10 protein-coding genes are annotated in these 13451 nt (G+C 70.2%); 4 read left to right on the forward strand and 6 right to left on the reverse strand.

Translation table 11 applies throughout. The features are described 5' to 3' along the window. Positions 1-6: 6 nt before the first annotated feature. On the forward strand, positions 7-822 hold the full coding sequence (rsmI, locus tag JOD60_RS08820; RefSeq protein ID WP_076690289.1) for a 16S rRNA (cytidine(1402)-2'-O)-methyltransferase: 816 nt from the start codon (positions 7-9) through the stop codon (positions 820-822). A gap of 4 nt (positions 823-826) precedes the next feature. Here the strand turns inward: rsmI and JOD60_RS08825 are convergent, their stop codons facing one another. The 5 genes from JOD60_RS08825 to JOD60_RS08845 form a co-directional block, all read right to left on the reverse strand. Continuing rightward, positions 827-2779 (reverse strand): glycoside hydrolase family 13 protein, encoded by a 1953-nt coding sequence (locus JOD60_RS08825; protein WP_076690290.1) that lies wholly within the window; start codon positions 2777-2779, stop codon positions 827-829. Between the two features lie 96 nt (positions 2780-2875). Further along, on the reverse strand, positions 2876-4360 hold the full coding sequence (locus tag JOD60_RS08830; RefSeq protein ID WP_076690291.1) for an alpha-amylase: 1485 nt from the start codon (positions 4358-4360) through the stop codon (positions 2876-2878). Between the two features lie 4 nt (positions 4361-4364). Next, complete coding sequence (locus JOD60_RS08835; protein ID WP_076690292.1) at positions 4365-5324, reverse strand: sugar ABC transporter permease; 960 nt, start codon at positions 5322-5324, stop codon at positions 4365-4367. A gap of 1 nt (position 5325) precedes the next feature. Then, positions 5326-6957, reverse strand: a complete 1632-nt coding sequence (locus tag JOD60_RS08840; RefSeq protein ID WP_076690293.1) for an ABC transporter permease subunit — start codon at positions 6955-6957, stop codon at positions 5326-5328. 82 nt (positions 6958-7039) lie between these two features. Next, positions 7040-8287, reverse strand: coding sequence for a sugar ABC transporter substrate-binding protein (locus tag JOD60_RS08845; protein WP_076690294.1), 1248 nt, complete (start codon positions 8285-8287; stop codon positions 7040-7042). A 202-nt stretch (positions 8288-8489) separates the two neighbouring features. Here JOD60_RS08845 and JOD60_RS08850 point away from each other — a divergent pair, with 202 nt between their 5' ends. From JOD60_RS08850 to JOD60_RS08860, 3 genes are all read left to right on the forward strand, one after another. Beyond that, positions 8490-9503 (forward strand): LacI family DNA-binding transcriptional regulator, encoded by a 1014-nt coding sequence (locus tag JOD60_RS08850; RefSeq protein WP_076690295.1) that lies wholly within the window; start codon positions 8490-8492, stop codon positions 9501-9503. Positions 9504-9577: 74 nt separating this feature from the next. Next, complete coding sequence (metG, locus tag JOD60_RS08855) at positions 9578-11137, forward strand: methionine--tRNA ligase (protein ID WP_076690296.1); 1560 nt, start codon at positions 9578-9580, stop codon at positions 11135-11137. Between the two features lie 106 nt (positions 11138-11243). Then, positions 11244-12134, forward strand: a complete 891-nt coding sequence (locus tag JOD60_RS08860; RefSeq protein WP_076690297.1) for a TatD family hydrolase — start codon at positions 11244-11246, stop codon at positions 12132-12134. On the opposite strand, the gene JOD60_RS08865 is transcribed toward JOD60_RS08860, so the two are convergent. Next, entirely contained in the window at positions 12113-13375 is a 1263-nt protein-coding gene (locus JOD60_RS08865; protein WP_076690298.1) for an MFS transporter, read from the reverse strand. The two genes, JOD60_RS08860 and JOD60_RS08865, sit on opposite strands and share 22 nt — an antisense overlap. Between the last annotated feature and the right edge of the window lie 76 nt (positions 13376-13451).

Below are 13451 nucleotides of genomic sequence, written 5' to 3' on the forward strand. Positions count from 1 at the left end.
GGGGCGGTGATCATCCTCGCCGCGACGCCGATCGGAAACCTCGGCGACGCCTCGCCGCGCCTGGTCGCGGCGCTCGAGGAGGCGGGCACGATCGCCGCGGAGGACACCCGCACGGCGCAGCGGCTGCTGCAGGCGCTCGGCGTCGCAAACCGGCCGCGCCTGGTCGCCCTGCACGACCACAACGAGCGGCAGCGGTCGGCCGACCTCGTCGAGCGGGCCCGGGACGAGGACCTCCTCGTGCTCTCCGACGCCGGCATGCCGACCGTCAGCGATCCCGGCTACTCCCTCGTCGCCGCGGCGGCGGCCGCCGGCGTCACCGTGACGGCGATCCCGGGGCCGAGCGCCGTCGTCACGGCGCTCGCCGTCGCGGGACTGCCGACCGACCGGTTCACGTTCGAGGGCTTCCTGCCGCGGAAGACCGGGGACCGGCGGCGCGCGCTGGAGCAGCTGGCGACCGAGCCGCGGACGATGGTGTTCTTCGAGGGCCCCTCGCGGCTGACGGAGACCCTCGCCGCGATGGCCGACGCCTTCGGCGCCGACCGCCCCGCCGCCGTCTGCCGGGAGCTGACGAAGCTGCACGAAGAGGTCGTGCGCGGCGGTCTCGCCGAGCTCGCCGAGTGGGCCGCCGGCGGGGTGCGCGGCGAGATCGTCGTCGTCGTGGGCGGAGCGCCCGCGCGTCAGGTCAGCGCCGACGACGCCGTCGCCCAGGTGCAGCAGCTCGTCGGCGACGGCATCCGGTTGAAGGATGCCGCCGCCGAGGTCGCCGCAGCGACCGGGCTGAGCTCGCGCGACCTGTACCAGGCGGTGCTCGCCGCGCGCTGAGCGGTTACCGGGCGGGCCCGCCGAGCTGGGCGAAGGCCTCCGGGGTCGCCTCCGTCTCCGCCGCGCGCGACGGCGGCGCCGTCACACCGGGCAGTGCCCAGGCCGCGAACGCGGTGCCCGCGGCCCGGACGCGCACGTCGCCGGCATCCGTCACGGTCACCGTCGCATCGCCGTACAGCGCCGTCGCCGCCTCGGCGCCCGGCAGCAGCACCGCCGGGATCGTGGCGTCGGCCGCGCCGCGCGTGGCGAGCACCAGCACGCTCTCCTCGGCACTCTCGCGGACGAACACCGCCGCCGCGTCGTCGACGTACAGCCACCGCAGGCCCCCCGTCGCCAGCACCGGATGATCACGGCGCAGCCGGAGCATGTCGCGGTACAGCGCGATGCGCGCGGCGTGCGCGGGCTCGGCGGCACGGTCCCACGGCATCGGCGCGCGACTCATCTCGCCGTCCACGGCCTCCAGGCCGAACTCGTCCCCGGCGTAGACGACGGGCAGTCCCGGCAGGCTCACCGACAGACCCAGGGCGACCGGCACGGCGCCGTCCGTGGCGTACGTCGCGAACCGCGCCGTGTCGTGCGTGTCGAGTGCCGACATCGTTCCCAGCTGCACGCGCCACGGGATCTGGCTCGTGAACCGCTGCAGCTGTGCGACGAACTGCCGGGCGGTGTACCGCGGCATCCCGGTGGGGATGCCGAAGAACCACATGTCGTCCGTCTCCTCGCCGTCCCAGCCGTAGTGCGGAATGCGGCGCGCCTCGCCCAGCCACGCCCACACCCCGCGCGTGAACGCCGGGTAGGTCATGCCGCCGTGCCAGGCGTCGCCCTGCAGGTCGGTCGCGGCGTCGTTGGTCGACTCCGCCACGAGCAGCGTGTCGGGAGCGACATCGATCATCGTCCGCCGCAGCGCCTGACGCACCTCGGCGTTGAGGTCCTCCGCGCCGAGCCTCCCGGTCATGTTCGCGACGTCGATGCGCCAGCCGTCGATCGAGTACGGCGGCTTCAGCCACCGTGCGACGACCGAGTCGGGCCCGTCGATGAAACGGCGGCGCAGCTCGCCGGAGTTCCAGTTGAACTTCGGCAGTGTCGGCGCATCGAGCCACGTCTCATACGTCGTGTTGTCGTCGTCGGTGAAGTAGTAGAACCCGCTCTCCGGCGCATCCGGGTTGCCGTGGGCGGCGCGGAACCACTCGTGGGCGATGCCCGAGTGATTCGTCGTGAGATCGCCGATGACGCGGATGCCGCGGGCGTGCGCCGCCTCGATCATCCGGCGGTACGCGTCGTCGCCGCCGAGGACGGGATCGATCCGGTCGAAGCTCGACGCGTCGTAGCGGTGGTTGGACTCCGCCGGGAAGACCGGCGTGTGGTACAGCACGGTGACACCCAGGTCGACGAGATGGTCGAGCTTCTCGATGACGCCGTCGAGGTCGCCGCCGTAGAACTGCCGCCCGCGCCCGGGGTGCACCGGGTCGAGCGGTTCGTCCCACGCGGCGGGGAGCGCCCACGCCGGCGCGGGGCGCTCGTCGGCCGCCGCCGACCGCGCGAAGCGGTCGGGGAAGATCTGGTACATGATGGCGTCGGCGAGCCACGACGGCGGCGGGTTGCCGGCGACGAGGGCGAAGTCCTGCCCGTCGAGGGCATCGATGTCGCCGAGGCCGCCCTGGTTCAGCACCTCGACGCGGCCGTCGGCGTGGACCAGGTGGAACCGGTAGCCGTGCCGGGGGTTGGCGACGGTGATGCGGGCGGTCCACCATTCCCAGCCGTCGGCGGCGCCGTCACGGACCGCGTCGACCCACGCCGGCTCGTGATCGGGGTTGGAGCGCACGAGCACGCGGGTGACCGGCCCGTACCCGTCGGGAACGCGGATGCGGACATCGACCTCGTCGCCGAGGACCGGCGCGGGATGCGACACGTACAGCGGGGAGCCGTCGTGGTGGGGACGCAGGGCAGGGGTTGTCATGATGACCTCCAGGAGACGCCGACACCGACGTCGGCACGGATGCGACGTGGTTGCACAGCGGGAGCCATGACAGAGCCCTTGAGTTGTGCCTCGATCCTATGACAGACGCGCACCGATGTGGAGAGCGATCGCGCCCTCCGCGGGGACGTCTGCGGTGACGGTTCCGCCGCTCACCGTGACGGTCGTGCCGGCGCACGCGCCGGCCGAGATCCCGCCGCCGGCGCCGCCGGAGATCACGTCGCAGTACCGGCCGTCGGGCAGTCCGACCGGGACGGTGGCCGCGGCATCCGCCTCGGAGGGGTTCACCAGCAGCAGCGCGCGCGTGTCGCGTTCGAAGCCGTCGACATCGCCGTCGCCGACACCGGGCAGCCGCGGCGCGTCGGCCGCGATTCGGCGCAGCTCCAGCAGCCCCGCGATCGCTGTCCACGCCTCGGTGCAGACGCCCTCGCCATCGGCGTACTGCGCCTTCGGGCCGGTGACGCCGGCGCAGTCCCAGCCGATGACCCGGCCGTCGGCGTCCTGCGGGGCGCCCGCGTCACGGTCGCTGAAGGCGTAGCCCGAGTAGACCACCGGCGTGCCGTAATCGTCGGCAAGCATGAGCGCGTTCGCGATGAGATAGAGGCCGCCGTCACGGTAGGTGACGGATGCCTCGCCACGCTCGGTGTCGTGGTTGTCGACGAACACGACGGCATCCGCGCTCGGCACGTGCAGCGGCCGCGCGGAGGCCGGCCCCGCACCGAGCGCGGGGTCGGTGATGACGCCCGCTTTCAGCCCGGGCCCGAGGTCCCGCGCGTACTGGAACTCGAACACCTTCCCGGCGCCGGTGTACTCCTCCGGCTGCACGGGCTCCGACCCCGAGCCGCGGATGACCTCGCTCATGATGACGGTGTCCTCCGGCAGCAGGTCGACGATCGCCTGCACGTCGGCGGCGGCCATGTGCTTGGCGGCGTCGATGCGGAACCCGGCCACACCGAGGTCCCGCAGATGCCGGAGGGAGCCGGCGATCGTCTCGCGCACGGTGGCCGACCCGGTATCGAGGTCGGCGAGGTTCGACAGCTCGCACGTCTGCACCTGCTCACGCGAGCTGTAGTCGGCGATGTCGTCGTCCGCGGTCAGGCCGCAGTGGTGGAAGTCGCCCTCGTCGTACAGGCCCGGGTAGTCATAGTGGGTGAACGCCGTCCCGGCGACGCCCGTGCCGGCGTCGATGCCCGCCATGTGGTTGACGACGGCATCCGCGATCACCGCGACGCCCACGGCGGCGCACCGCGACACCATGTCGGCGAACTCCGCCTCGGTGCCGAGCTTCGATTCCACCCGGTACGAGACCGGCTGGTAGCTCGTCCACCACTGCGCGCCCTCGATGTGCTCCTGCGGGGGAGAGGTCAGCACCCACGCGAACCCGGCCGGTCCGATCGTCGACTCGCACTCCTCGGCGATCGACGTCCACGGTCGCTGGAAGAGCTGCACGCCGGCATCCGCGGGCTTCTCGCGGTCGACGGCGACGGGCGCCGTGCACGCGGCGAGGGCGGATGCCGCGAGCACGGCGATCATCGCCGCCGCGGCGGCGCGGCGCCCCGGCATCCGACTACTTCACCGAACCGGCCGTCAGGCCGCCCACGATGAACCGCTGCAGCGACAGGAACAGCGCCATCGGAAGGATCGCCGCAAGCACGGCACCGGCCGCGAAGACGCTCCAGTTGCGCGCCGTCTCCTGCGAGACGAACTGGTACAGGCCGACCGCGAGGGTCTGCTTGTCCGGGTCGACGAGGATGATCGACGCGATCAGGAAGTCGTTGGTCGTGGCGATGAAGCTCAGCAGACCGATGACGGCGAGCACCGGCGCGACCAGGCGCAGGATGATCGTGAAGAAGATGCGCGCGTGGCCGGCGCCGTCGATCTTGGCCGCCTCGTCGATGGATGCCGGGACGGTGTTGAAGAACCCGTACATGAGGAACGTGTTCACGCCCAGCGCACCGCCCAGATACACCATGATCAGGCCGAGCTGCGAGTTCAGGCCGAGCGCCGGGAAGATGTCGCCGATCGCGGTCATCAGCAGGAAGATCGCGATGACGCCGAGCTGCTGCGGGAACATCTGCACCAGCAGCAGCGTCAGCAGGCCGAACCGGCGCCCCGAGAAGCGCAGGCGCGAGAACGCGTACGCCGCCAGGGCGCACAGCACGACCGTGAAGAACGAGGTCGTGAGGCCGATGAAGATCGTGTTCACGAACCAGTTGCCGTACGGGCGCAGCGGGTCCTGGAAGAGGGCGATGTAGGCGCCCAGATCGACGTTCGCGAACAGGTTGTTGGCCGTCAGCAGTGTTCCACCGGGGTTGAGCGAGGCCGACAGCACGTAGACGAGGGGGAACCCCGCGAACACGAGCATGACGATGCCGATGATGTGGCGCCAGCCGGTCTCGCGGAACCAGCGGCCGAAGGGGCGCCGTGGCTCCTTCGCCCCGGGGTCGCCGGCGCTGCCGGCGCCGCCGCTGCTGCCGACGCCGGGAACAGCGCCAGGGACGGTCAGGGTCTCAGGAATGGTGGTCATGTCAGTTCAGCTCCTCGAGAACCTTGGTCTGACGGAAGCTGAGGTACGAGATCGCCGCCACCAGTATGAAGATGATGATCGAGAAGGCGCTCGCCAGGCCGTAGTCGCGATCCGCGCCGACGAAGGCCACCTTGTAGACCATCGAGATGAGGATGTCGCTCGCGCCGACGTTGATGGAGGCATCCGCGAACCGCGGGCCGCCGCCGGTGAGCATGTAGATCAGGTTGAAGTTGTTGAAGTTGAACGCGAACGACGAGATCAGCAGCGGCGCCACCGACACCAGCAGCAGCGGGAACTTGATGCGGCGGAAGATCTGCCACACGCCCGCGCCGTCGACGCGGCCGGCCTCCAGGATGTCCTCGGGGATCGCCTGGATGGCGCCCGTCGTGACGAGGAACATGTACGGGAAGCCCAGCCACAGGTTGACGATGAGGATCGAGACCTTCGCCAGGAACGGATCCTGCAGCCAGGGGATGGATGCTCCGCCCAGCAGCGTCTGGTTGATGAAGCCGAAGTCCTGATTGAACATGCCCTGCCACACGAGCGCCGACAGGAACGCCGGGAACGCGTAGGGGAGGATCATGATCACGCGGTAGTACTTCTTGCTCTTCATCCGCGGATCGTTGAAGACGATCGCGAGGAACAGGCCGAGCGCGAAGGTCGTCGCGACCGACAGAGTCGCGAACACGAACGTCCACACCAGCACGGCCAAGAACGGCCCGCGGATCGAGTCGGTCGTGAAGGCGCGGACGAAGTTGTCCATGCCGACCCACACCTGCCAGCCCGTGGCGAGGGTCTGACCGTCGTCGGATTCGAACGAGCCGTTGCCGTTGTCGTGGTAGACGACGCCGGTGTCGGTGTTCGTCATCGTGTCGGCATCCGGGTCCCACTCCAGCGTCGAGACGAACCGGTACGCCGTCGAGCCGTCGCGGGTCTGCAGGGTGCCGTCGTTGGGGTCGTCGGAGAAGGGGACGGCTATCGCGGTGATCGCATCCTGGTTCGCGACGATCTGGCTGAAGTCGAGAGTGGTGTATCCGGGCACGGACACCGCGCGGTCGCCGGAGAACTCCGCGTCGGGCGCCGGCTCGAGCGGTCGCTCGGTGCCGCCGATCTCGGCGTCGCCGTCGGGGGTCGTCGCGAGCAGGAAGAACTGGCCGTTCTGCTCGAGGATCGACACGGGGTAGGCCGCGGAGTCCTCGACGCGCTGCTGGTTCTGGATCAGCAGCGCGTTGACGGCGTCGTCCTTCGTGGAGATGTGCCCCGAGCCGTAGTTGGTGAAGGCGATGTAGATGCAGTAGAGCACCACGAAGATCTGGAAGACGAACAGGAACACGAGCCCCGGCGTCAGGTACTTGGCCGGCAGCATGCCCGGCACCAGATAGACCACGTTGATCGCGATGACGCCGAGGGCGATGATCGCGGCGACGAGGAGGTTACCCTCGCCCAGCAGCACGAAGATGGCGTAGAGGGCCATCGCGTCGATGATGCCGAGGCAGACGATCTTGACGAGCCAGACCTTCCAGCCGGCACCGGCGGCTTCGGCCCAGGCCTCGGCGCGCTTGCGGCGGCGGGCGACGGCGCGGTCTTCGGGTGCGCGGGTGGGGGGTGGATCGGTGAGCGTGGATCCCGTCATCGTCGACTCCAGTCGTGGCCTTAAGGGGAGTGTAAGAGTCGGGGCGGCGCCTGGTCCAGACGCCGCCCCGGAATGGTGAGGCTCAGCCGAGCTTGCTCTTGATGGCGTCGGCCATCTTGACCCAGTCACCGGCCGGGTCGGAGGAGCCCTTGATGAGGGCGGCCTCGGTCTTGCCCCAGTCGTCCCAGACCAAGCCCATCTGCGGGATGCTCGGCATCGGGACGGCGTTGGCGCCGACCTGGGCGAAGCCCGCGATGAGCGGGTCGGACTGCGCGGCCTCGAAGGACTCCGTCAGTGCCGGCGGGCGTCCACCGGCCTCGAACAGCGCGGTCTGCACATCGGCGGTCGCGATGTAGTTCACGAGGAACTCGTTGGCGATGAGGGCGTTGTTGCTCTTCGCGCTCAGGAAGAACGTCTGCACACCGGCGAACGGCTGCGCCGCGGAGTCACCGGTGGTGGGGATGGCGTCGACGGCCACGTCGATGCCCGCCTTCTGCGCGTCCGCGAGGTTCCACGGGCCGGTCAGGAAGTAGGGCGACTTGCCGGCGTTGAACGCCTCCTTGGCGAGGTCGCCGGACAGGTTGAGGTTCAGCACCTTCGTGCCGGTGTCGCCCTGCGCGGTCAGCCACGCGGCGAACGCCTGGCCCGCCTCGTCGCCGATGGTCAGCTGGCTCGCGTCGTACGAGCCGTCGGCGTTCTGCGCGAAGACCGAGTTGCCGAACGACGTCTGGAACGGGTACAGGTGGTACGGGTCCGCGGCCTGCGGGTCGAGGCCCACGACGAACGGGTACTCGGTGCCGGCCGCCTGGCCCTTGGCGATCATCTCGTCGTAGGTGCCGGGCGTGGAGTCGGCGAGGGCGGTGTTGCGCAGGATCGCGATGTTCTCGATCGCGTAGGGCAGCCCGTAGTTCTTGCCGTCGTAGGTCACGGCCTGGATGGCGACCTTCTCGAAGTCGGCGGTCTTGTCGCCGAGCTCGACCGGGGCGACGATGCCGTCCTTGACGAACGCGCCGATCCAGTCGTGGCCGCCGATCGTGATGTCGGGGCCCTTGCCGGTGGGGACCTGCGCCGTGAACTCGTCGCGGATCTTGCCGTAGTCCTTGACGACCAGGTTGACCTTGACGCCCTTCTCCTGCTCGAACGTCTTCGCGACGTCTTCGAGCGCGCGGGCGCGGTCGGCGTCGACCCAGACGGTCAGCGCGCCGGCGCTGGCCGCGTCGTCGCTGCTGGTCGGCTCTGCGGTCGTGCCGCCGGCGCAGCCGGCAAGCGCGAGGATGCTCGTCGCGACGAGCATCCCGACGGCGACGGCGCCCTTCTTCTTCACCTTCATTGGTGTGCCTCTCTGTTGTGACGGGGCCGGGGAACAGGTGTCCCGCTGCGCCCACGCGCTGTTGCCGCGCGAATCGCCGGCGGGGCCATTCTGACTCCCGACGCCGTCTCGCAAGGCGTTTCGTTATGCAACTGTGACCGGTCACAGGGTACGCGGTTCGATCACGTTATCACAGCGCCGGAACGATGTAGAGTCTGCTCTCGTGGCATCCACCGAGAGCTCCCGAAAACCGACGATCCGCGACGTCGCGGCGGTCGCCGGCGTGTCCCACGGCACGGTCTCGCGCGTGATCAACGGCGGCCACTGGGTGTCGCCGGAAGCGCGCGCCGCGGTGGAGGAGGCCATCCGCACGACGGAGTACACGGCCAACCACGCCGCCCGGAGCCTTGCGACCGGCCGCTCCGGCTCGATCGCGTTCCTCCTCACCGAACCGCAGCATCTGCTGTTCTCCGACCCGATCTTCTCGCTGCTGCTGCGCGGTGCCACCGAGGCGCTGGCCGAGCGGTCGATGACGCTGGTGCTCCTCATCGCCGACAGTGCCGACAAGCAGGCCGGCGTGGAGCGCTACGTCCGGGCCGGCCACGTCGACGGCGTGCTGCTCGTCTCCTCCCACACTTCCGACGCCCTCCTCGCGTCGCTGGTGTCGGCAGGCGTCGCGACGGTGTGCACCGGCATCCCCACCGGTGCCGCGGCGTCGGTGCCGAACGTCGCCGTCGATGAGGTGGGATCGGCGCGCATGATGACCCGGTATCTCATGGACCAGGGGCACCGCCGCATCGCGCTCATCGCCGGACCCGCCGACACCCCGGGCGGCAAGTTCCGTCTCGAGGGGTTCCAGGCGGAGCTCGGCGCGCGGTTCGATCCGCAGCTCGTCGAGCACGGCAGCTACGAGAGCGCGAGCGGGGATGCCGCCATGACCCGGCTGCTGGAGCGGGCCCCCGACATCGACGCGGTGTTCGCGGCCAGTGACATCATGGCCGTTGGCGCGATCGCCGCGCTGCGGCGTGCCCGCCGGCGGGTGCCCGAGGACGTCGCCGTCGCAGGCTTCGACGACTCCGGCCTCGCCGCCACGCACCAGCCCCCGCTGACGACGATCCGTCAGCCCTGGGCGCAGATCAGCTCGACGATGGTGGACATGGTGCTCGACATCGTCGCCGGGGTGCCGCGGGAGCCCGTCGTCCTGCCGACGACCCTCGTCGTGCGCGAGAGCGCCTGACGGCGCGGCTGCGTGAGAGCGCCGCTGCTCGTCACAGAGCAGGAGCGCCCCGGGGCGCCGCCTAGAATCGTCGGGTGAGCACCGGTCAGTCCTTCTACATCACGACGCCGATCTACTACCCGAGCGATCTGCCCCACATCGGGCACGGGTACACGACGGTGGCCGTCGACGCGCTCGCGCGCTGGCACCGTCAGTCCGGTGACGACACCTGGATGCTGACCGGCACCGACGAGCACGGCCAGAAGATGCTGCGCGCCGCCGCCGCGAACGGCGTCACGCCGCAGGAGTGGGTCGACAAGCTCGTCACCGAGTCGTGGTTCCCGCTGCTGGAGACCCTCGAGGTCCGAAACGACGACTTCATCCGCACCACCCAGCCGCGCCACGAGGAGCGCGTGCAGCAGTTCGTCCAGACGCTGTACGACCGGGGCTACATCTACGCGGGCGAGTACGAGGCGCTGTACTGCGTCGGCTGCGAGGAGTTCAAGCCCGAGGCGGAGATCGTCGACGGCACCGGCGCCTTCGAGGGGCTCAAAGTCTGCGCGATCCACTCCAAGCCGCTCGAGCTGCTGCAGGAGAAGAACTACTTCTTCAAGCTCAGCGAGTTCGGCGACAGGCTCCTCGAGCTCTACAAGAACGAGCCCGACTTCGTGCGCCCCGAGTCGGCGCGCAACGAGGTCGTCTCGTTCGTCCGGTCGGGCCTGAAGGACCTGTCGATCTCGCGCTCGGCGTTCGACTGGGGCATCACGGTGCCGTGGGATCCGTCGCACGTCATCTACGTGTGGGTCGATGCGCTCCTCAACTATGCGACGGCGGTCGGCTACGGCACCGACCCCGCGCAGTTCGAGCGCCGCTGGCCGGCGTATCACGTCGTCGGCAAGGACATCCTCCGCTTCCACGCCGTCATCTGGCCCGCGATGCTCATGGCCGCGGGGCTCGATGTGCCGCGCGGCGTCTTCGCGCACGGTTGGCTGCTCGTGGGCGGCGAGAAGATGTCGAAGTCGAAGCTCACCGGCATCGCGCCGACCGAGATCACCGACGTCTTCGGGTCGGACGCCTACCGGTTCTACTTCCTGTCGGCGATCGCCTTCGGCCAGGACGGGTCGTTCTCGTGGGAGGACCTCTCCGCCCGCTACCAGGCCGAGCTCGCCAACGGCTTCGGCAACCTCGCCTCCCGCACCACGGCCATGATCGAGAAGTACTTCGAGGGCGTCGTGCCGCCGGCATCCGCGTACACCGACGGCGATCTGCGTGTCCAGCAGATCGTGACGGATGCCGCGGCGAACGCCGACGCGGCGATGGAGCGCTTCCGCCCCGACGAGGCCATCGCCGGCATCTGGACCATCGTGGACGCGCTGAACGGCTACATCACCGACAACGAGCCGTGGGCGCTCGCGAAGGCGGGTGAGCGCGAACGCCTCGGCACCGTGCTGTACACCGCGGCGGAGGGCCTGCGGGCGCTGGCGGTGCTGCTGAGTCCGTTCATGCCGGAGGCGACGCAGAAGCTGTGGGAGGCGCTCGGCCACAGCGGGCGCCTGCAGGATCAGCCGCTGCGCGAGGCGGGCGCGTGGGGCGTCCTTCGGCCGGGGACGTCGGTGAACGGCCTCGCGCCGCTGTTCCCGCGCATCGAGCAGTGACGCCCGCGCGCCGCGCCGCATGCGCGGTCGAAAGTGGCATGCGCACCCGAAAGTTTCCGCCGCGCGTGCCGGAATCGGCCGCGCGAGCCCGAGGAGGTGACACGCCGTGACCGACCCGTCGACCGACCCGTCGAGCTACGTCCGCGTGCGCGAGAAGAGCGCGCGAGACGTGTCGTACCCGCCGGCGCCGGAGCCCCTGCCGGTGCCGGTCTACGACAACCACTGCCACCTCGAGATCGAGGACGGCGAGGGTCTGGCGCTCGCCGACCATCTGGAGCGCGCCGCGGCGGTCGGCGTGGTGGGGGTTGTGCAGGCCGGTGGCGACATCGAGTCGAGCAGATGGTCGGCGTGGGCCGCAGCCTCGCACCCGCGCGTCCTCGCGGCGGTCGCCATCCACCCCAACGAGGCGCCCGCATATGCCGAACGAGGCATGCTCGATGAGGCCATCGCCGTCATCGACGAGCTCGCCGCGCAGCCGCGCGTGCGAGCGATCGGCGAGACGGGGCTCGATTTCTTCCGCACCGGCGAGGAGGGACTGCCCGCGCAGTACGAGAGCTTCGAGGCGCACATCGCCCTCGCCAAGAAGCACGACATCGCGATGCAGATTCACGACCGCGACGCGCACGACGCCGTCCTCGACACGCTCGAGCGCGTCGGGGCGCCCGAGCGCACGGTGTTCCACTGCTTCTCCGGCGATGCCGACATGGCCCGCATCGCCGCCGACCGCGGCTACTGGCTGAGCTTCGCGGGGAACGTCACCTTCAAGAATGCGCAGAACCTGCGCGATGCGCTGGCCGTCACCCCGCGCGAGCGGATCCTCGTCGAGACCGACGCGCCGTTCCTCACGCCCACGCCGCTGCGCGGCCGGCCGAACGCGCCGTACCTCGTTCCCGTGACGGTGCGGTTCATGGCTGCGGAGTTGGGGATGCCGATCGACGAGCTGTGCGCGCAGCTCGCCGCCAACACGCTCGAGGTCTACGGCTCCTTCACGTCCTGATCGTCCGCGAGCACCGGCTTCGCCGCGGCGATGTGCGCGATCGAGCGCCACATGACGATGAGCGTCACCGCCGAACCGCCGAACGCGAACCACCACGGCGCCGTCAGCCCCCACGTCTGGGCGATCAGCCCGCCGAGGAACTGGCCGATGACGAGTCCGGCGAAGATGCCGACCATGTTCACCGACGAGATCCGGCCCTGCAGCGGCAGCGGCACGAGGCGCTGGCGCACCGTCGTGGAGATCGTGCCCCACACGAACGCGTAGGCGCCGAACCCGAACATGATGACGAACGCGACAACGGCGTGCGTCGTCAGCGCGAATGCGAGGTGCATGAGCACTTCGAGCGTGAGGCACACCCGCATGAGCGTCGCGAAGGAGATGTGCTTCTCGAGCCAGCCGAAGCTCGCGACGCCGACGAGACCGCCCAGCGCGGATGCCGTGGTCAGCGCACCGTATCCGACGGCGCCCATGCCGAGGTGCTCGGTGGCGTACAGCACGAGGATGCCCCAGGGTGCGGCCCACGTGATGTTGAACACCAGGATGATGACGACGAGCGTCCGCACCGGCGCGTTGTGCCGCAGCCAGCGCAGTCCCTCGCGGATGGGGTGCGGCTTCACTCCGGGCTCCACGTCGCCGTGGTCGGGGACCGGGGTGCGCGCGATCCGGGAGATGAGGACGACGGCCATCGCGACGCACAGGATCTGGACGAGGAACGGCCAGAACGACCCGATGGCGAAGAGGAAGGCCCCGAGGGGCGGTCCGCCGAGCTGATTGGCGACGAGGTAGCCGGCCTGCAGCCGCGCGTTGCCGATGCCGAGGTCGCCCGGCCGCACGAGCATCGGCAGCAGGGTGCTCCCGGCCGAATCGGCGAATACCTCGGCGGTGCCGTACAGGAAGGCCGTCGCCAGCACGATCCACACGGTCGCGTGGCCAGTGACGAGAAAGGCCACGAGCCCCGCGACGACGACCGCGCGCGAGGCGTTCGCGATCATCACCATGCGGCGCCGGTCGTGATGGTCGGCGACGGAGCCTGCGAACAGCCCGAACAGCAGCCACGGCAGGAACTGCATCATGGCGCCCGCCGCCACGAGGAGGGGCGAGGTCGTCATCGAGGCGATGAGCAGGGGAGCGGCCGACAGGGCGATGCCGTCGCCGATGTTGCTCGTCCACGACGATGCCAGCAGCCACCGGAAATCCCGGCCGAGCCGACGCGGCGCGACGATCTCACCCAGCGATGGCACCTCGCCATCCTAGGGCGCGCCACCCCCGCCCCTACGTCGCCTCGCGTCCCTGCGCCGCCTCCCCCTCGCCGTGCCC

This window comes from Microbacterium aurum, assembly GCF_016907815.1.
In the GTDB taxonomy this organism is placed as follows: Bacteria; Actinomycetota; Actinomycetes; order Actinomycetales; family Microbacteriaceae; genus Microbacterium; species Microbacterium aurum.